A 19,114-nucleotide genomic window follows, 5' to 3' on the forward strand; every position below is an offset into this window, starting at 1 on the left:
TTGAACTGACCAGTCAGTTCAAGGAGGCTCGGTGGAGATCCACGTCCAGAGCGTCGGCATCGACGGGGCGCACGGCCCGTTGCTGCAGCCGACCTCGCTGCGCGTGCGGACGGGCGAACTCGCCCTCGTCGCCGGGGAGCCCGGCACCGGCCACACCGCCCTGGCGCTGGCGCTGGGCGGCCGGATGAAGCCGAGCGTCGGGTCGGTGCTGCTGGACGGCGAGGCCGACGACGCGGGCCTGCGCCGGCGGGTGGCGATCGTGGACGCGCCGGACGTGTCGGCCCCCGAGGAGGCGCTCACGCTGGGCGTCGTGATCGGCGAGGAGCTGGCGTTCGCGCACCAGCCGGCCAACCGCAAGGCCGTCGCCGACTGGCTGCTCGCACAGGACGCCCGTGAGCACGCGACCGTCCGCTTCGAGTCGGTGCCGGCCGAGGTCCGCACCCGCCTGCTGGTCGAGGCCGCGAGCCAGCGGCCCGGCACCGAGGCGCTGGTGCTCGTGCTGCCCGACCGGCACGGCGCCGGCCCGCACACCTGGTGGAACACCGCCGCCAAGGCCGCCGAGAAGGGCCTGGCCGTGGTGGTGCTGTGCAGCGAGACCTCCGCGCGGCTGCTGGACGTGCCCGCGGCCCGCATCGGCGACCGCGAACAGCCCGAGACGTTGGCATTCATGCCGGTTCAGGAGGACGACCAGTGAGCCCCATCCGGTTGGCGGCCACCGAGTTGCGCCGCATCACCGCGGGCAAGCTGCCCAAGATCGCCGTGGTCGCGCTGGTCATCGTGCCGCTGCTGTACGGCGCTATGTACCTGTACGCGAACTGGGACCCGTACAACAACCTCAAGTCGCTGCCGGTCGCCCTCGTCGTGGACGACAAGGGCGCGGAGGTCAACGGCAAGCAGCTCAACGCCGGCAACGAGGTCGCCGACGAGCTGCTGCACAACGCGCAGTTCGACTGGCACCGGGTCAGCGACGCCGAGGCCGAGGCCGGCGTGCGGGACAACAGGTACACGTTCGCGCTGACGCTGCCGGCGGACTTCTCGCAGGCGCTCACGTCGCCGGCGAAGAACCAGCCCCGCCAGGGCGTCATCCAGCTGACCACCAACGACTCCAACAACTATCTGGCCCGCACGATCGCCGACAAGGTCGTGGACGCGGTGCGGGCGGCGGTGGCGAAGAAGGTCGGCACGACCGCGGCCGACCAGCTGCTCACCGGCTACGCGACGATCCGCAGCAGCACGTTGCAGGCCGCCGACGGCGCGACCAAGCTGGCCGACGGCGCGGCCAAGGCCAACGACGGCGCGCAGCAGCTGGCCACCGGCAGCGCGGACCTGGCCACCGGCGAGCACAAGCTGCTGGACGGGGCCAACCAGCTGGTCAACGGCCTGGACCTGCTCAAGAGCAACACCGCCAACCTGCCGAGCCAGACCCAGCAGCTGGCCAACGGGGCCAGGCAGGTCGCCGACGGCAACGCCCAGGTCGCGGCCGGCGGGTCGGCCATCGCCACGGCCTCGCAGACGTTCAACAGCAACCTGGACGGCCTCCGCTCCGACATCCAGGCCCGGTTGCAGGCCGACGGGCTGACGCCGGACCAGGTCAACCAGGTGCTGTCGGCGTTGGACAACGCCCGCAAGCCGCTCAACGACGCCAACGGCCAGATCCAGACCGTCAGCGGCAAGCTCCAGCAGCTGGCGTCCGGCTCGCGGCAGGTCGCGGACGGCGCGTCGCAGCTCGCGGCGGCGGCCCCGCAGCTGGCCGGCGGCATCGCGCAGGCCGACAGCGGTGCGACGCAGCTCCGTGACGGCCTGAAGACCGCCACCGACGGCGCCGACAAGTTGTCCAGCGGGGCGGCGCAGCTGGCGTCCGGCACGAAGCAGCTCGCCGACGGCAGCGCGCAGCTGCGGGACGGGCTGAACGAGGGCGCCGGCAAGATCCCGGACCCGAACGACCCGACCAAGACCGCCAACACCATCGGCGACCCGGTGACCGTGCAGGCGGTCGGGCAGGCCACCGCGGCCACCTACGGCGCCGGCCTCGCGCCGTTCTTCCTCGGCCTGGCCACGTGGATCGGCGCGTTCGTGCTGTTCCTGCTGCTGCGCCCCTTGTCCCGGCGGGCGCTGGCGGCGCGGCAGCGGCCCGGCATCGTGGCCCTCGGCGGCTGGCTGCCGGCGGCGCTGCTCAGCTTCCTGCAGGTGGTGCTGCTGTTCGCCGTCGTGACCACGCTGGTCGGCGTGCACCCGTCGAATCCCTTGGGCACCTTGGGTTTCCTCGTGCTGACCGGTTTCGCGTTCACCGCGATGCTGCACGGGTTGAACGCTCTGCTCGGCGCCGTCGGCAAGTTCCTCGGCCTGGTGTTGCTGGTGTTGCAGCTGACCACGGCCGGCGGCACGTTCCCGTGGCAGACCATCCCCGGGCCGTTGCAGCCGCTGCACATCGCGCTGCCGCTGGGCTACGTGGTCGACGGCCTGCGGCACCTGCTCTACGGCGGAACCCTGTCCACCCTCGGGACCGATCTTGCGGTGATCGGGGGCTATCTGGTGGTGGGGCTGGCGCTGTCGGTGTTGGCCGCGTACAAGCAGAGGGTGTGGACGCCCTCTCGCCTCAAGCCGGAACTCGTGCTGTGAAGCCGCGGCCCGCCCGCACCTCGGCGACGAAGCAGAAGCTGTTCGACGCCGCGCTGCGCCTCGTCGGCGAGCGCGGGGCGGCCGGCGTGACCGTCGACGAGATCGCCGCCGAGGCGGGCGTGGCCAAGGGAACCGTCTACTACAACTTCGGCAGCAAGGACGGCCTCGTCGACGCCCTGCTCCGGCACGGCGTCGAGCTGCTGGCGGCGCGGCTGCGGGCCGCCGAGGACGTCGACGACACCGGCGAGGCGCTGGAGACCCTGGTCGACGGGGCGCTGGGGTTCTTCGCCGAGTACCCCGCGTTCGCGCAGTTGCTGGTGAGCGAGATGTGGCGGACGCCAGGGCAGTGGCACGGCACGTTGAGCCTGCTGCGGGACGACATCGTGGCGATCGTGCGCCAGGTGGTGCAGCGGCGGGCCGATGCCGGTGCTTTACCGCCGGACGTTCCGGTGGGCACGGCGTCGGCGGCGCTGTTCGGCACGCTGCTCGTGGTGGCGCTGGACTGGCAGGTGTTCCAGCCGCAGCGGAGTCGGCGCGAGGTCCGCGAGTCCGTGATCATGCTGGTACGGGGAGTGTCCGAGCGGCCCTGAAGCCCACGTTGCGCAGGGCCCGGTCGATGTACTCCTCCTGCTCACCGACGGGGGCGACGTAGCGCAGCGCCTTCTCGGCGGCTGCCGGGCTCTCCAGGCGGGCGATGAGCCAGGTGGCCAGGTAGTGCGAGGCGAGACAGCCGCCGGCCGTGGCGACGTTGTCCTTGCTGTGAAAGGGCTGGTTGAGGACGTCGACGCCGGCGGCGACGACCCACGGCTTGGACTTGAGATCGGTGCAGGCGGGAACCCCGTCGAGCAGCCCCAGCCTGGCCAGCACGAGCGCGCCGGAGCACTGGGCGGCGAGCAGTTGCCTACTCGGGTCGAGGCCCCGCAGCACGGCCATGATCTCGGGGTTCTCGACGACTTCCCTGGTCTTCGACCCGCTCCCCACGATGACGGCGTCGGCGGCGCAGGCGTCCCGCAGGGTGGCCATGGACTCGATCAGCACGCCGTTCATCGACCGGACGGTGGGCGTGGGGCCGGCGATCGACACCCGCCAGTCGGGGCGGTCGACCCGGTTGAGGATGCCGAGGGCGATGAGCGAGTCGAGTTCGTTGTATCCGTCGAAGGTCAGGATCGCGATGTGCATGAGCGCAGGCTAGGTGCGCGTAGGCAGGACAGTCGAAGAATTGTCATGCATACAATCGGCTGTGCGGATTCCCCGGTACAAGCGCGTGGTGGACGCTCTCGCGGCGGAACTCCGGTCGGGGCGCTGGCCGGTGGGGACGCGCCTGCCGACGCACCGCGAGCTCGCCGCCCGTGAGGGCATCGCGCTGGTGACCGCGACCCGGGTGTACGCCGAGCTGGAGGCGATGGGCCTCGTGACCGGCGAACAGGGCCGGGGCACGTTCGTCCGTGACACGGCGCTGCTGTCGGGGCAGGGCATCGACGAGCAGCTGGTGGCGACCGACGCCGTCGACCTCCGCTTCAACTACCCCGCCGTCCCCGGCCAGGCGGACCTGTTGCGGCAAGCGTTGAGGGAGCTGTCGACCGCCGGCGACCTGGAATCGTTGCTGCACTACCAACCCCACGCCGGGCGGCTAGAAGCCCGAACGGCCGTCGCGCGGCACCTCGGCCGACGCGGACTGACCGTGGACGCCGCGCAGGTGCTGATCGTCAGCGGTGCGCAGCACGGCCTCGCGGTGACGGCCATGGCCATGTTGCGGCGCGGGGACGTCGTGGCGGTGGATTCCTTGACGTACACCGGTTTCAAGGTGCTGGCCGGCACGCTGGGCCTGGAGCTGGTGGCCACGTCCGATCTCGACGAGCTCTGCCTCCGGCGGCCGGTCCGGGCCGTCTACACGATGCCGACGCTGCACAACCCGTTGGGCACCGTCATGTCGCTCAAGGCCCGCAAGCGGCTGGTGGCGACCGCGCGCCGGCACGGCCTGCTGATCATCGAGGACGCCGCTTACGCCTACCTGGTCGAGGATTGCCCGCCGCCGCTGGCCGCGCTGGCCCCGGAGCGCACGGTCTACGTCTCCAGCCTGTCCAAGAGCGTGGCCACCGGCCTGCGGGTCGGTTTTGTGGTGGCGCCGGAGGTTCCGCCGATCGAACGGGTCATCCGCGCCACCACCTGGAACACGCCCGCCCTCAACGTCGCTCTGGTCCGCCGCTGGCTGGAGGACGGCACCGTCGATCGGCTGGAGGCCCACAAGCGCACCGATGCCCACATGCGGCAGGCCATCGCCCGTGACGTCTTCGCCGGGCTGCCGGTCCGCAGCCACCCGTCGTCGTACTTCCTCTGGCTGCCGCTGGCCGAGAACGCCCGGGCCGACCGCATCGCCGCTTCCCTGGCCCGGCAACGGATCTCCGTCTCCACGGCCGAGCAGTTCGCCACCACTGCCCTGGTGCCGCAGGCACTTCGACTCGCCCTGGGATCGGTGCCGGTGCCCGAACTCCGCCGAGCCCTGACCACCGTCCGGTCAGTGATGGGCGACGACGCCTACCACTGACCGGTCTGCCCGAAACCTACATTCGGGGTGCCTGAGAGCGTGACTCGCGGGGGTTCAGTGGGCGGCGTCGTCCCAGGTGCGGCCGTAGCCGACCGAGACCTCCAGCGGGACCGCGAGCTTGTAGGCGTTGCCCATGTTCTCCCGGACCAGGGCCTCCACCTGCTCGTGCTCGCCCTCGGCCAGTTCCAGCACGAGTTCGTCGTGCACCTGCAGCAGCACCCGGCTGCGCAGGCCGGCTTCCTTCAACGCCTTGTGCACGCCGAGCATGGCGACCTTGATGATGTCGGCGGCGCTGCCCTGGATCGGGGCGTTCAGCGCCATCCGCTCGGCCATCTCGCGGCGCTGCCGGTTGTCGCTGTTGAGGTCGGGCAGGTAGCGCCGACGGCCGAGGATGGTCTCGGTGTAGCCGTCCTCGCGGGCCTTGCGCACGACGGCCTGCAGGTAGTCGCGGACCGCGCCGAACCTCGCGAAGTACGCGTCCATCTGCTCGCGGGCCTCGTCGTTGGAGATCCGCAGCTGCTGCGCGAGGCCGTACACCGACAGGCCGTAGGCCAGGCCGTACGTCATGGCCTTGACCCGCCGCCGCAGCTCGCCGGTGACCTCCTCGGTCGGCAGCGAGAACGCCTGCGACGCCACGTAGGTGTGCAGGTCCTCGCCGGTGTTGAAGGCCTCGATCAGGCTGGCGTCCTGGGACAGGTGCGCCATGATCCGCATCTCGATCTGGCTGTAGTCCGCGGTCATCAGCTCGGCGTAGCCGCCGCCGACCACGAACGAGTGCCGGATCCGGCGGCCCTCCTCGGTGCGCACCGGGATGTTCTGCAGGTTCGGCTCGGTCGAGGACAGCCGGCCGGTGGCGGCGATCATCTGGTTGAACGTGGTGTGGATGCGGCCGTCGTCGGCCACGGACTTCAGCAGACCGTCCACAGTGGTCTTGAGCCGGGTGGCGTCCCGGTGCTCCAACAGGTGCGCCAGGAACGGGTGCTCGGTGGTTTCGTACAGCGTCTGCAGCGCCTCGGCGTCGGTGGTGTAGCCGGTCTTGGTGCGCTTGGTCTTCGGCATGTTGAGGTCCTCGAACAGCACGACCTGCAACTGCTTGGGCGAGCCGAGGTTGATCTCCTTGCCGATCACCGAGTACGCGTCCTGCGCCGCCTGCTTCACCCGCCCGGCGAAGTGCGCCTCCAACTCGGTGAGGTGCTCGACGTCGACGCAGATGCCGGCTTCCTCCAGGTCGCCCAGCACTCCGAGCAGCGGCAGCTCCAGCTCGTCGAGCAGCCGCCGGCTGCCGATCGACTCCAGCGCCGTGTCGAGCGCGTCGGCCAGCTCCGCGACGGCCTTCGCCTTCACGATCTGTGTCTTCGCCGCGGCCTCCGCGTCGGCGGCCTCGTCGGCCAGCAGCGACAGCTGGCCGTCGTCGGCGCCTTCCTCGGCGCGCAGCTCCCGCTTCAGGTAGCGCAGCACGAGGTCGTCCAGCTCGAACGAGCGCTGCCCCGGCCGCACCAGGTACGCCGCCAGCGCGGTGTCGCTGGTCCAGCCCTGGGGGTCCCAGCCGCGGGCACGCAGCGCATGTGCGGGGCCTTTGAAGTCGTGTGCCGCCTTGGCCACCTTCTCGTCGGCGAACCACGCCGCGAGCGCCTTCTCGTCGGACTCGGTCAGTGCGGTGACATTGACGTAGCCGCCCTCGCCGGATGACGTCGCCAGCGCGATGCCCTCGATGTCGCCGGTGCCGCTGCCCCACGTGCCCTTGAACGCCAGGCCGACGCGCTCGCCGGTGCGGGCGTGCTGCTCCAGCCAGGCCGCCAGCTCGCCGGTGGGGATCGCGCCGCCGGTCACGTCGAAGCCCTCGTCGGCTTCCGGCTCGGCGCTGGTCAGCGTGGCGAACAGGCGGTCGCGCAGTACCCGGAACTCCAGGTCGTCGAACAGCCGGTGCACCTGGTCCCGGTCCCACGGCTGCACCGCGAGGTCGTCCGGTCCGACGCCGATCTCGACGTCCTTCACCAGCTCGGTGAGCTGCCGGTTGAGCAGCACGTTGGACAGGTTGGCCCGCAGCGCGTCACCGGTCTTGCCCTTGACCTCGTCGACCCGGTCCACCAGGTCGCCGAGCGAGCCGAACTCACGGATCCACTTGGCCGCAGTCTTCTCGCCGACGCCGGGGATGCCGGGCAGGTTGTCGGAGGGGTCGCCGCGCAGCGCCGCGAAGTCCGGGTACTGCTGCGGGCTCAGGCCGTACTTCTCCTGCACGGCGTCGGGCGTAAACCGGGTCAGGTCGGAAACGCCCTTGCGTGGGTAGAGCACCGTGACCTGCTCGCTGACCAGCTGCAGCGCGTCGCGGTCGCCGGTGCAGATGAGCACCTGGTAGCCCTGCCCGGACGCCTGCGTGGTCAGCGTGGCGATGATGTCGTCGGCCTCGAAGTTGTCCTTGGTCAGCACCGGGATGCCCAGCGCGCCCAGCATGTCCTGCACGATGCTGACCTGGCCGCGGAACTCGTCCGGGGTGGCCGACCGGTTGGCCTTGTAGTCGGCGAACGCCTCGGAGCGGAACGTCTTGCGCGAGACGTCGAAGGCCACCGCCAGGTGCGTGGGCTTCTCGTCGCGCAGCAGGTTGATCAACATCGAGGTGAAGCCGTAGACCGCGTTGGTGGTCTGCCCGGTCGTCGTCTTGAAGTTCTCCGCGGGCAGCGCGAAGAACGCCCGGTAGGCCAGCGAGTGGCCGTCGAGCAGGAGAAGACGGTTGTCCTGGTGGGCTGCGACCTGGTTCACGGGGGCGAGTCTAGGGTGAGGGTCTGACAAGAGTTGGAGGTGGCGGTGACCGACACCGCGCAGGCGCGCTCGGACGAGCTGGCCGCGCTGCCCGAGCAGCTGCCGGCGAAGATGGGCATCGAGGTGACCGACTGGAACCGGGACCGGCTCGTCGGCACCATGCCGGTGGCCGGCAACCGCCAGCCGTACGGGCTGCTGCACGGCGGCGCCAGCGCGGTGCTGGCCGAGACCCTGGGCTCCATCGCCGCCGCCATGCACGCCGCCGACCACGGCCGGATCGCGATGGGCGTGGAGCTGAACTGCACCCACCACCGGGGCGTGGTGGCCGGTGTCGTCACCGGCGTGGCCACGCCGCTGCACGTCGGCCGCACGATGTCGTCGTTCGAGGTCGTGATCACCGACGAGTCGGGGAAGCGGGTCTGCACCGCCCGGCTCACCTGCGCCATCCGCGAGACCACCGGCGCCAAAACCACCTGATCGAGCTACCCCACCGCCACCTTCGGCCACGACGTGAAGATAGGAACGGACCATTCCTCAACTCGGAGTTGAGGAATGGTCCGTTCCGAACTCGCTCGGGGCGGGGTCAGCTCTCGCCGAGGTAGGCGTCGCGGACCCGCTGGTCGGCCAGCAGGTCGTGACCGGTCCCCTCCAGCGTGGTGCGGCCCAGGTCGACCACGTAGCCGTAGTCGGACTGGGCCAGCGCCGCCAGCGCGTTCTGCTCGACCAGCAGCACCGTGGTGCCCAGGTCGCGCAGGTTGCGGATGGTGTCGAAGATGCGCTGCGTCATGATCGGCGACAGACCCATCGACGGCTCGTCCAGCATCAGCAGCCGCGGCCGGGACATCATCGCCCGGCCGATGGCCAGCATCTGCTGCTCGCCGCCGGAGAACAGGCCCGCCTTGTTCTGCCGGCGCTCACCGAGCACCGGGAACAGCTCGTACACCCGCTCCATGTCCTCGGCGACGCCGTCGTCGGACCGGGTGTACGCGCCGAGCAGCAGGTTCTCCTCGACGGTCATCCGCGGGAACAGCCGCCGGCCCTCCGGGCAGTGGGCCACGCCCATGCCCAGGATGGCGTGCGCCGGCTGGGTGTGGATCGGCCGGCCCTCGAACAGGATCTCCCCGCGCTTGGGCCGCAGCAGCCCGGAGATGGTGCGCAGCGTCGTGGTCTTACCGGCGCCGTTGGCGCCGATGAGGCTGACGATCTGCCCGGCCTGCACGGAGAAGCTGATCTCCCTGATTGCCTCGATCGCCCCGTACGCCACGCTGAGGTTGCGCACCTCCAGCAGCGGACGGGTGTGGGTGGTGGCGGTCGCCTGGGACGCCGAGGACGTCTCGCTCACGGCGTTTCTCCCTCCTGCACGGCCTGCAGCTCGGCCTCGACTTCCTCGGGCGGCTTGCCCAGGTACGCCTCGACGACCCGGGGGTCGCCGCGCACCACGTCCGGGGTGCCTTCGACCAGCAGCTCACCCTGCACCAGCACGGACACCTGGTCGCACAGCGTGAAGATGAACTTGGTGTCGTGCTCGATGACCACCACCGAGATGCCCAGGTCGCGAATCCGGAAGATCAGCTGCCGGGCCGCCTCGGTCTCCTGCGGGTTCATGCCGGCGGTCGGCTCGTCCAGCAGCAGCACCGCCGGGTCGGTGGCCAGCGCGCGGGCGATCTCCAGCCGCCGCTGGTCGCCGTAGGGCAGGTTGCGGGAGAGCTCGTCCTCGACCTTGCCCAGTCCGACGAACGCCAGCAGCTCGCGGGCCCGGTCCCGGGCGGCGGCCTCGCCGCGACGGAACGAAGGACCGTGGAACAGCGACGCCAGCGGCCCCTGCTTCATCCGCACGTGCCGGCCGAGCAGCACGTTCTCCAGCACGGTCATGCTGGGGAACAGCCGGATGTTCTGGAACGTGCGGGCGATGCCGGCCGCGGTGACCGCCGCCGGGTCGCCGGGCAGCACGTTGCCCTTGAGCAGCACCTGGCCGGTGGTCGGCGTGTAGAGGCCGGTCAGGCAGTTGAAGAACGTCGTCTTGCCGGCGCCGTTCGGCCCGATCAGCCCGACGATCTTGCCCTCTTCCAGGGTGAGGGACACGTTCCTCAGCGCCGAGAGGCCACCGAAGACCATGGACACGTCCCGTGCCTGCAACACCGGGGTGCTCATGCGCCGGCCTCCTTGGCTCCCGCGACGGCGACCGGTTCCTTGATCACCGTGTCGTCCAGTGACTCACCGGTCACGTCCTCGTCGGCCAGCTCGGCCCGGCGGTGCCGGTCCGCGATCAGGCCCTGCGGCCGGAACCGCATGATCACCACCAGCGCCAAGCCGAAGACCAGCAGCCGGAAGTTCTGGAACTGGCGCAGTTCCTCCGGCAGCACGGTCAGCAGCGCGGCGCCGAGCACCGCGCCGGGAATCGTGCCCATGCCGCCCAGGATGACCGCGGCCAGCAGGGTCACCGACCAGTTGAACTGGAAGCTGTCGTACGAGGCGGTGGCCAGCTTGTGCGCGAACACCGCGCCGGCCAGACCGGCGGTCGTGGCGCCGGTCATGAAGGCGAGGATCTTCAACTTGCCGGTCTTGACGCCCATCGCGCGGGCGACGTCCTCGTCCTCCCGGATGGCGATCCAGGCCCGGCCGATGCGGCTGTTCTTGAGGTTGCCGAAGACGAACATCACCAGCGCCACCAGCAGCACGATCAGGAAGTAGTACAGCACGCCGCCCGGCAGCTGGAGGCCGCCGATGGTGAGCGAGTCGCTGAACTGCGCCCCGAACAGGCTCAGGTCCGGGATGTTCGGAATGGCGTTGGAACCGCCGGTCAGGCCTCCGATGTTGTTCTGCGAGACCCGGACGAAGATCTCACCGAAGGCCAGCGTGACGATGGCCAGGTAGTCGCCGCGCACCCGCAGCGTCGGGGAACCGACGACGGCGCCGAAGATGCCGGCCACGATGCCGGCGGCGATCGCGGCCACGATGAAGGGCAGCCGGATGCCGAACTCGGAGGCGACGGCGCCGGACAGGTTGGCCGCGACGAACGCGCCGATGCCCATGAACGCCACGTAGCCGAGGTCGAGCAGGCCGGCCAGGCCGACCACGATGTTCAGGCCGATGGCCGTCGCCGCGTACACGCCGATGTTTGCGGTGATCGTCATCCAGTAGTCGTTGCCGACCGAGGTGAGCGGCACGGCCACCGCGCACAGCACCAGCACGACGATGCTGAAGATGCGGTGCCGCTCGGACATGTCCGAGATCCACTTGGTGACGCCGAAGGCGTACAGCACGCCGAGCAGGCCGCCGGCCGCGCTGAGATAGGACAGGAACAGCGGGCCGATGTACGGGTCGGACACGCCGCTGTGACCGCCTGCGGTCAGCGTCTCGGTGATCAGGAACAGCATCGCCACGAACGACACCAGCAGGATCAACCACTCCGCCCACCATGGCAGCTTCGGGTTGATCACCCTCAGCGGCTCCGGCGGCAGCTGGTACGCGCCGTACAGCAGGACGGCCGCGCCGACCACCGCCACGATGCTGCCGAAAGCGGGCACGCCGTCGGCCATCGTGATGGCGCCGAGGCCGCCGCCGTCCCCGGCGATGAACAGCAGGTTGACGATGGCGATGCCGCCGGCGCCCCAGCCGATCGCCTTGAGCACCCGGATCTTGCCGCGGACCGGCAGGAAGGTGAACACCAGCCCGGCCAGGCCGAAGATCTCCAGGTACAGCCGGAAGGACGTCAGCCCGAACGGGGCGTCGAAGAACTCGAGCGTCGCCTTGTCCGGGTACGCGCCGTCGTTGAGCACGAAGGTGGCCCACGGCAGCAGGGCGCCGATGATCAGCACCACCGAGCCGATCGCGGCCAGGGGACGAGCCATCGCGGTTTTCATGCGCGCACCCTTTCCACCTCGCCGAACAGGCCCTGCGGCCGGAACACGAGCACGGCGATCAGCAGGATGAAGATCCATACGTAGTCGTACGCGGTGCCGCCGGGCAGCCAGATGTCGGCGATATTCTTGATCAGGCCGATGACGAACGCGCCGATCACCGCGCCGCGGATGCTGCCGATGCCGCCGAGCACGGCCGCGGCGAAGGCGAACAGGCCGTTCTGGAAGCCGATGTACGGGTCCACGTTGTGGATGTAGGTGCCGTACAGCACGCCGCCGACGCCGGCCAGCACCGCGCCGATGGCGAAGGTCAGCACGATCACCCGGTCCGGGTTGATGCCCATCAGCCGGGCGGTGTCCGGATCCTGCGCGGTGGCGCGCATCGCCCGCCCCATGCGGGAGCCGTTGACGTAGGTCTCGAGCACGATCGACAGCACCACCGACACGACCAGCATCAGCAGGCCGCTGGCCGGGATCGTGACCGACCCGATGTGCAGCGGAGCGCTGATGAAGGCGTTCGGGAACGGCACCGCCGAGCTGGCACCCGGGAAGAAGATCCGCATCGCTTCCTGAAGGAACACCGACACGCCGAGCGCCGTGATCAACGGCGCCAGCCGGGGCGCGTTGCGCAGCGGCCGGTAGGCGAAGCGCTCCATCAGCAGCGCCACGACCAGTGCGACGATCGCGCCGCCGACCAGCATCGCCGGCAGCGCGACGTACCAGATCTGCTGGGCGGCCGGGGGCAGCAGCCAGGAGTAGACCGCCAGGCCGCCGAAGGCGCCGGTCATGAAGACCTCGCCGTGCGCGAAGTTGATGAGCTGGATGATCCCGTAGACCATCGTGTAGCCCAGGGCCACCATGGCGATCAGGCCGCCGAAGATGAGCCCGTTGGCTATCTGTTGCAACAGGGTTCCCACTGCTACCTCCATAGACGGCGGGGGCGAGGCCCTTGTGAGGCACCCACCCCCGCCGAAACCGTGCTCATGTCAGTAGAGCGGTCAGCCCTCGAAGGGACCCGTCTGGACTGCCTTCCACTCCTTGCCAGTCACCTGGTAAACGGTCAGCACCTTGTTCGTGCTGTCGCCGTACTGGTCGAACGCCACCGACCCGGTCGCACCGTTGCCCTTGTACGAGCCCACGTTCGTCAGCAGCTTGTCGCGCTGCGAGTCGCTCCAGGTGCCGCCGTCGCCCAGGGTCGCCGCCAGGCTCGCGATGATCGCGTTGGCCGCGTCGTAGGAGAAGGCGCCGTAGGCCGCGTACGGGTCCTTGTAGCCCTTGGCCGCGTAGGCCTTCACGAAGTCCTTGGCGCTGTCGAGCTGGTCGGTCGGGGCGCCGACCGAGGTGGCCAGGTCACCCTCCTTGCCGCCCAGGTCGATGAACTTCGGGTCGAAGATGCCGTCGCCGCCCATCACCGGGACGTTCAGGCCCAGGCCCGCGGCCTGCTTGGACAGCGGGCCGGCCACCGGGTACTCGCCGCCGTAGTAGATGGCGTCCGGGTTGGCCCCCTTGACCTTGGTCAGCACGCCGGAGAAGTCGGTGTCCTTCTCGCCGACCTGCTCCTGGTCGACGATCTGCGCGCCGTCGGTCTGCGCCCGCTTGGCGAACGCGTCGGCCAGGCCCTTGCCGTAGGTCTTGCCGTCCTGGATGATCGCGATCTTCTTCTTGCCGGCCTTCTTCACCAGGTAGTCCGCCGCGTCGGGACCCTGGTAGTTGTCGGTGGTGCAGACCCGGAAGTAGGTCGGGAACTGCCGCTTGGGGGCGTCCAGGTTGTCGCCCTTGGTCAGCGACGGGTTGGTGTTCGCCGGCGAGATCTGCACGACCTTCTTGCCGGCCAGGATCGGCTGCACGGTCTGGGCGACCGAGGAGTTCAGCGTGCCGACCACGCCGACCACGTTGGAGTCCGAGGACAGCTTGGTGGCCGCCTGGGCACCGACCTGCGGGGTCGCCTGGTCGTCCTCCGGGTCCACGGTCAGCTTGTAGCCCTTGACCGTGCACTTCTCGTTGGCCTCGGCCACGGCCAGCTCGGCGGAGTGCTGGATGCCCAGACCCAGCGCCGACAGGTTGCCGGTCAACGGGGCGATGACGCCGACCGTCAGCGTGCCCTTGCTCTGGTCGCAGCTGGCGGAGCCGCCTCCGCCGCTCTCGGTCTTGTTCGTGCCGCAGGCTGCCAGCGCCAAGGCGCCGGTCATGACCACCACCGCGGCCTTCACCGTCCGGTTAAGCACGTGACGTCCCTTCTCGCAAGCTGCGCGGTCGTGTGATAGCACGAACCGTCTGACCCCGCCTGATTTGGGGGTTGCGCGGAAGTTAGGCGATGAAGCGCTCCACAGTCATCGCGGCGGCCGTTTCCGTGACCAGACCGCAACGTTGCGAGAACCCTCCGTTGCCATACCGACGCACAACGCCACAACTGTTTACCTTTGTACTTCCAGCGGAAATACCGATTTCAACTCGGCAACGGACCTATGTCCGCCCCGACGTACCCGCCTACCATGCCCGAATGGCCCCGACGAAACGCCTGCTGGTACCGCTCGGAGCCATCCTTCTGCTGGTCAGCGCGGGTGTGGTGCTACGCGCGGTTCAGCAGACCCAAAACACACCACCCGCCCCGAATTCGGAGATCAGGCGGGTGGACCGATTCACCAACCGTAACGTTCTCGTGCCACAACCAATCAGCGGGCCGGCGACACCGACCGACCTGCGGCTGACTTCCGAAGTCGGCGCACTGCGCGCCGACTGGACCGATGCCGGTGCATCGGGGTACGAGGTGACCTGGCGCCACGGGGGCGAACTGGACCACACAATGCTGACCATACAGCCCGAAGTCCGGCTCGGTGGACTTCGGTCAGGTGTGTCCTACACGATCGAAGTGCGGGCCGTGGACGCTTACGGCAAGCGGTCCAACCCGGCGACGGCCACCGGGACCCCCGCGGTTACTCCCGACACCTCGTGGAAAAAGCCACTGACCGGGGTGTTCGACGACTTCTCCGACGTCACGACGCTGACCAGGCGGTGGCACCTGTCCGGCTACCAGGGGTGCGTCGACGCTGGCAGCGGGGGTGGCGGGCTCACGATCGGGTTGGAATGCGGCACCGATCAGGCGGTCTTACGTGCCCGATCGCGCATCGAACTGGCGTCGAATGAGGAATTGGGCCGAATAGCCGTCGTGACCGACGCGGCAGGGCCCGGCGGCCAGTTGACCATCGACCTCAGTCCCGGGCCGGTCGACCGCGTCGGCCCCGCGCTGCCGCCCGGGACCGTGCAGATCGTCGTGGACGATCAGGGTGCCCGGGTGCTCGCCGCCGACGACGTACCCCGCGTGTCGGGTTCACGTCCACCGGTAGTGGTGCAGCGGGGCGTCGGCGTGCCGCATCGGTTCGAGGTCGTGCTGGCGACGTCCGGCATCACGGTGTTGCAGGACGGGCGGGAGATCGGGTTCGGCGGGATCGTGCCGTCCTGGCGGTCCGCCTCCGTGCTGTACGGATTCCAGGGGCCGGCCGGGCTCAAGTCACGGGTTTTCGTCGGCGCCGCCGGATTCTCCGGGCCTGCCTCGGAAGTGCCCCCGGTCAGCGAGGAGTCGCTCGTGCCCGCCACGCTGCGGGCGTTGGGACCGGGCGAGGGCGCCCCGGGCATCGGCATCTCCCGCAAGCCGTTGACCGGGGCCGTGTCCGCCCGGTACATCGCCACCGTGCAGGCCGGCGACGGGCTCGACCCGTCCGGACTGTCCGTGCAGCTCGGGGACACCAGCTATCCGCTGGCGCAGGCCGTACCTGGTCCCGTGCCCGCCGGGTCGGTCACCACCGTGTACGCCGACCTGCCCGCCGCGCTGCTCGGCCTCGGCGGGCCCGACCAGCTCAGCCCGTACGTGCTGCGGTCGGCGCGGGGGCAGGCCAGCATCGTCGAGAGCTACCTGGAGATCCGCCACAGCGGGCCCGTCCCGCCCGGCGCCCCCGGCGCCGCCCTGCAGCCCGCGCCCGCCGTCGTGCAGCTGCCGCGCATCGCCGTCAAGGAAAGCGAGGACAGCGGGCGGGTCGTGCTCGACGTCGTGCTCGACGGCCGCTACTCCCAGGAGGTCGCCGGCGTCGCCGGGTTCCAGGTGTGGCTCGACGGGCAGCTCGTCGCCGGGCAGCCCACCGACGCCGACGGGCCCGGGCTCGGCGGGCACTACACCGTCGTGTTCAGCGCCGGCAGCCTCAGCCGCGGGAAGCACACCTTCGACGTGCGGGAATACCCCGTCGACGGTTCGAAGCCGCCCACCTCCGTGCTCAAGGACGTCACCGTCACTTGATGCTGTCGACCACTGCCTCCGCCACGGCCTTCATCGTCGTGCGGCGGTCCATCGCCGTGCGCTGGATCCAGCGGAACGCCTCCGGCTCCGTCAGGCCCTGGGCGCTCATCAGCAGGCCCTTCGCGCGCTCGATCACCTTGCGGGTCTCCAGGCGGTCCGTCAGGCTCGCGACCTCGTTCTCCAGGGCCTGCAGCTCCGAGAAGCGGCTCATCGCCAGCTCCACCGCGGGGACCAGATCCCGCTTCGCGAACGGCTTCACCAGGTACGCCATCGCGCCCGCGTCCCTCGCCCGCTCCACCAGGTCCCGCTGGCTGAACGCCGTCAGGATCACCACCGGCGCGATCCGCTCCTTGGCGATCACCGATGCCGCCTCGATGCCGTCCATCTTCGGCATCTTCACGTCAAGAATCACCAGGTCAGGCCGCAGCTCCCCGGCGAGCTTGATGGCCTCCTCGCCATCACCCGCCTCGCCCACCACCTGGTAGCCCTCCTCGCGGAGCATCTCCACCAGATCGAGTCGGATCAGTGCTTCGTCCTCCGCGACGAGCACCCGACGCTGCGGGGCAGTGGCCTGCGTCTGGGCCTCGGCAGCCGGCTGGGTCACCGCGGTCCTCCTGTGCGATCGTGGAATCCACCCTGACGAGTGGACCGAAACCGCAGTTTACTCAGTGTGCCCGCCCACCACCCGCGACCACGGCGTGATCAGCCCTACACCCCGCCCCGGGGGTCCCCGCAACCCCCGCACCCCCGTCGCGTAGAGTCAACACCCAGGCCCCCGTAGCCCAACGGCAGAGGCAACGGATTCAAAACCCGTCCAGTGTGCGTTCGAATCGCACCGGGGGCACGGGCGATTGGGCGGTGTATGGCTGCGGAAAGCGGAGCCCTGCATCGCCGGTTGTGTTTTCTGGGGCTCTCGCCCCAGACCCCAGGCCAGGAGGGCTTCGCCCCCTGGACCCCCGGTGGGTGTGTTTCGGGCTTCGCCCCCTGGAGCCCCGGCCACTCCGCACATGCGTCGCCGGATGCCAGCCCTCAGCGCGGTCGACACGCGGGCGCGCCGAAGGTCGTCGGTCTTGCCGTCGCTCCGAGTCAGTCCACGCGGCACCCGCGACAGGTGCGGTCTCCGATAGCTGCAACTCCCCCCAACCGGTCTCCAGCAGCTGCAAGTGCGCTTTCGCAAGCATTGCAGCCTCTTCGGACGGAGTGCGGCGCAGTGCATGACGCCGAAGAAGGCGACCAGACACGGCCGATGAAGCGCCGCGGCCGTGATCAGCTCCGTTCATGCGCGTACTCAAGCGCGCTGCAGAGGACTGCTCGCTTTCCGTAGACAGCCTTCGTCGCTGATTGCCGCACGGCTTGAGCTACATCGTTTCGAGGCTTTCCGGACCGCGGCGTCGAGGTCTGCCACACCCCCAAACCTGGAAGAACGCTTCGTTGTTCACACAACCAAGGGTAAACCCTTTTCCTCAAGTCGCCGGCACCACTGAAGTGACACAGGTCGGCCGTTGACACAAGTTAGCCTGATGCGGCCCTCCCTTTCGGCTAGACGCGGCCCTACTGTTCGTAGCGCGGACAGCCAGACGTGCGGCGACGTGGCCGCAGGTCGACAAGGATCAGCGCGAGAGTTCAGCGCGGTGATGACGAGGCGCAACGAGGCAGGTTCGGCCGCCGCGGGCGTAGCAGTGCATTCCGGCAAGGCCCAAACTGCGGCGAGCACACGTCGCTTCGGGCTCTAGGACTTCGGCCGCCAGAGCGGTCACGGCTGGACTGAACCGTGCGGTCCTTGTGGACACCTGGCCTGCCTGCCGATCGACGCCTGCAGGTCGGACGCGGTACGAATGTGTCAGCGAATTCTGCCGACCACTCCGAACATCCCAGGAGGGAGATTCTCTTGAAAAGACGACATGCGGTAGCTCTTCTAGCCGTCGCGACGGCGCTTTCGTCCCTCTTTGGCGCAGGAGCGGCGCGGGCCGCGGAGCCCACGCAGAAGCCGAACCTCGGTATCGCCGCCGTCAGCATCAAGTCGGCAACGGCGAGCCAGACAGGCAACAGGTACGGCGCCATCGCATATTCACCGTCCAAGCTCGATTGGGGTTGGGCCGTCAATTACGACAGCGAATCAGTTGCGAGAGGTGAGGCTTACAACCAATGCAGCCGTGCCACTGGCGCCGCTGACTGTCGCGTTGCCAACGCGTTCACCAATTCGTGGGGGGCACTGGCACTCTCCACGCCGAACGGCCCAGCAGGCTGGGGCGCCGGGGCCACACGAACGGATGCGGTCAACACGGCGGATTACTATTGCCGACTGTACGGTGGTGGAGACTCGTGTCACATTGTAGTTGCTGTCGACGCTACATACGTTCCGAGCCTCACCAGATAACCACGCACGGATAACGACACACGAACAGTAAGGCCCCGGTCAGGCCGGCGGGAAGTTACGTCGTTACTTTCCTGTGTGGTCACCAGCAGCTGGATCGTCACCTCTGACGTGACGGTCCAGCTCGGCAGTACTTGGAGTCGATTCGACGCGGGGGCTCGGTCGCTCTGGAGCAGTCACGTGTTCGACGGCCGCTTCGATGGCGATACCGGCACAGCGCTCGGCGTCCGTGGGTCTCCTGTTGTTGTCGGGCGGTTGTCAGTGGCTGGGGAAGACGCGGCACTGGTGGGCTGCTGGCTGCATGGGAAGGACTGGCGCGGGGGCTGGGCGGGAAGACCGGCGTCGGGGAGCGCGGCAGACGCGTTTCACGTGGTGGTGCTGCTGGCCGGAGCAGCGGAGACAACAACTATCGGCGTGCATCGGTCGGCATGGCGACCGGCCGGCTCGCGGCCGGCGGCGCGTCGCTCGACCTGGCCGCCGCCCTGCTTTCCCTTCACCACCAGGTGATCCCGCCCACGGTGAACGTCGACGCGGTGGCCGAGCGGCACCGGATCGACCTGGTCACCGGCGCGCCGCGGGCCGCGCCGTCAACACGGCGCTGGTGCTCGCCCGCGGCCGCGGCGGCTTCAACGCCGCCACCGTCGTGCGATCCGTCTGACTGAAAGGAAACG

16 protein-coding genes and 1 tRNA gene are annotated in these 19,114 nt (G+C 69.5%); 9 read left to right on the forward strand and 8 right to left on the reverse strand.

The features are described from left to right. Positions 1 to 31 precede the first annotated feature (31 nt). From BJ998_RS06980 to BJ998_RS06990, 3 genes are read left to right on the forward strand one after another with little or no spacing between them, the layout of a single operon-like run. Positions 32 to 694, forward strand: coding sequence for an ATP-binding cassette domain-containing protein (locus BJ998_RS06980; protein ID WP_184859550.1), 663 nt, complete (start codon positions 32 to 34; stop codon positions 692 to 694). Further along, a complete protein-coding gene (locus BJ998_RS06985) occupies positions 691 to 2,619 on the forward strand; it encodes a YhgE/Pip domain-containing protein (RefSeq protein ID WP_184859552.1) in 1,929 nt (642 codons plus the stop codon). The genes BJ998_RS06980 and BJ998_RS06985 overlap by 4 nt, the downstream gene beginning before the upstream one ends. Beyond that, positions 2,616 to 3,209 carry a TetR/AcrR family transcriptional regulator gene (locus tag BJ998_RS06990; RefSeq protein WP_184859554.1) on the forward strand — a complete coding sequence of 198 codons (594 nt, stop codon included), beginning with the start codon at positions 2,616 to 2,618 and terminating at the stop codon, positions 3,207 to 3,209. Before BJ998_RS06985 ends, BJ998_RS06990 begins: the two co-directional genes overlap by 4 nt. Here the strand turns inward: BJ998_RS06990 and BJ998_RS06995 are convergent. Then, positions 3,175 to 3,798 (reverse strand): DJ-1/PfpI family protein, encoded by a 624-nt coding sequence (locus BJ998_RS06995; protein WP_184859556.1) that lies wholly within the window; start codon positions 3,796 to 3,798, stop codon positions 3,175 to 3,177. The two genes, BJ998_RS06990 and BJ998_RS06995, sit on opposite strands and share 35 nt — an antisense overlap. A gap of 61 nt (positions 3,799 to 3,859) precedes the next feature. Here BJ998_RS06995 and BJ998_RS07000 point away from each other — a divergent pair, with 61 nt between their 5' ends. Further along, entirely contained in the window at positions 3,860 to 5,164 is a 1,305-nt protein-coding gene (locus BJ998_RS07000; RefSeq protein WP_184859557.1) for an aminotransferase-like domain-containing protein, read from the forward strand. Between the two features lie 54 nt (positions 5,165 to 5,218). On the opposite strand, the gene polA is transcribed toward BJ998_RS07000, so the two are convergent. Further along, entirely contained in the window at positions 5,219 to 7,921 is a 2,703-nt protein-coding gene (polA, locus tag BJ998_RS07005) for a DNA polymerase I (RefSeq protein ID WP_312889970.1), read from the reverse strand. Positions 7,922 to 7,966: 45 nt separating this feature from the next. On the opposite strand from polA, the gene BJ998_RS07010 reads away from it, so the two are divergent. Further along, positions 7,967 to 8,398 (forward strand): hotdog fold thioesterase, encoded by a 432-nt coding sequence (locus BJ998_RS07010; RefSeq protein WP_312889971.1) that lies wholly within the window; start codon positions 7,967 to 7,969, stop codon positions 8,396 to 8,398. Between the two features lie 106 nt (positions 8,399 to 8,504). On the opposite strand, the gene BJ998_RS07015 is transcribed toward BJ998_RS07010, so the two are convergent. The 5 genes from BJ998_RS07015 to BJ998_RS07035 all read right to left on the reverse strand — a co-directional run bounded on the left by BJ998_RS07015 (position 8,505) and on the right by BJ998_RS07035 (position 14,006). Continuing rightward, entirely contained in the window at positions 8,505 to 9,263 is a 759-nt protein-coding gene (locus tag BJ998_RS07015; protein ID WP_425559026.1) for an ABC transporter ATP-binding protein, read from the reverse strand. Continuing rightward, a complete protein-coding gene (locus BJ998_RS07020; protein WP_184859561.1) occupies positions 9,260 to 10,072 on the reverse strand; it encodes an ABC transporter ATP-binding protein in 813 nt (270 codons plus the stop codon). Before BJ998_RS07020 ends, BJ998_RS07015 begins: the two co-directional genes overlap by 4 nt. Next, positions 10,069 to 11,784, reverse strand: coding sequence for a branched-chain amino acid ABC transporter permease (locus BJ998_RS07025; RefSeq protein ID WP_184859564.1), 1,716 nt, complete (start codon positions 11,782 to 11,784; stop codon positions 10,069 to 10,071). Before BJ998_RS07025 ends, BJ998_RS07020 begins: the two co-directional genes overlap by 4 nt. Further along, positions 11,781 to 12,698: a branched-chain amino acid ABC transporter permease gene (locus BJ998_RS07030; protein ID WP_184859565.1), complete on the reverse strand. Its 918-nt coding sequence runs from the start codon at positions 12,696 to 12,698 to the stop codon at positions 11,781 to 11,783. The genes BJ998_RS07025 and BJ998_RS07030 overlap by 4 nt, the downstream gene beginning before the upstream one ends. An 81-nt stretch (positions 12,699 to 12,779) precedes the next feature. Beyond that, entirely contained in the window at positions 12,780 to 14,006 is a 1,227-nt protein-coding gene (locus tag BJ998_RS07035) for a branched-chain amino acid ABC transporter substrate-binding protein (RefSeq protein WP_312889972.1), read from the reverse strand. A 275-nt stretch (positions 14,007 to 14,281) separates the two neighbouring features. On the opposite strand from BJ998_RS07035, the gene BJ998_RS07040 reads away from it, so the two are divergent. After that, positions 14,282 to 16,069 carry a fibronectin type III domain-containing protein gene (locus BJ998_RS07040; RefSeq protein WP_376775848.1) on the forward strand — a complete coding sequence of 596 codons (1,788 nt, stop codon included), beginning with the start codon at positions 14,282 to 14,284 and terminating at the stop codon, positions 16,067 to 16,069. Here BJ998_RS07040 and BJ998_RS07045 read toward each other — a convergent pair. Further along, positions 16,062 to 16,673 carry an ANTAR domain-containing response regulator gene (locus tag BJ998_RS07045; RefSeq protein WP_184859569.1) on the reverse strand — a complete coding sequence of 204 codons (612 nt, stop codon included), beginning with the start codon at positions 16,671 to 16,673 and terminating at the stop codon, positions 16,062 to 16,064. The genes BJ998_RS07040 and BJ998_RS07045 overlap by 8 nt on opposite strands. A 167-nt stretch (positions 16,674 to 16,840) precedes the next feature. Here BJ998_RS07045 and BJ998_RS07050 point away from each other — a divergent pair. The 3 genes from BJ998_RS07050 to BJ998_RS07060 all read left to right on the forward strand — a co-directional run bounded on the left by BJ998_RS07050 (position 16,841) and on the right by BJ998_RS07060 (position 19,105). Further along, positions 16,841 to 16,913: transfer RNA gene (locus tag BJ998_RS07050), tRNA-Leu, on the forward strand. Between the two features lie 993 nt (positions 16,914 to 17,906). Then, the gene (locus tag BJ998_RS49505; protein ID WP_376775849.1) at positions 17,907 to 18,446 is read left to right on the forward strand and encodes a DUF4189 domain-containing protein; all 540 of its coding nucleotides are present in this window, start codon (positions 17,907 to 17,909) and stop codon (positions 18,444 to 18,446) included. A 425-nt stretch (positions 18,447 to 18,871) separates the two neighbouring features. Further along, on the forward strand, positions 18,872 to 19,105 hold the full coding sequence (locus tag BJ998_RS07060) for a hypothetical protein (RefSeq protein ID WP_281392803.1): 234 nt from the start codon (positions 18,872 to 18,874) through the stop codon (positions 19,103 to 19,105). Positions 19,106 to 19,114 lie beyond the last annotated feature (9 nt).

It is taken from the genome of Kutzneria kofuensis, from assembly GCF_014203355.1.
In the GTDB taxonomy this organism is placed as follows: Bacteria; Actinomycetota; Actinomycetes; order Mycobacteriales; family Pseudonocardiaceae; genus Kutzneria; species Kutzneria kofuensis.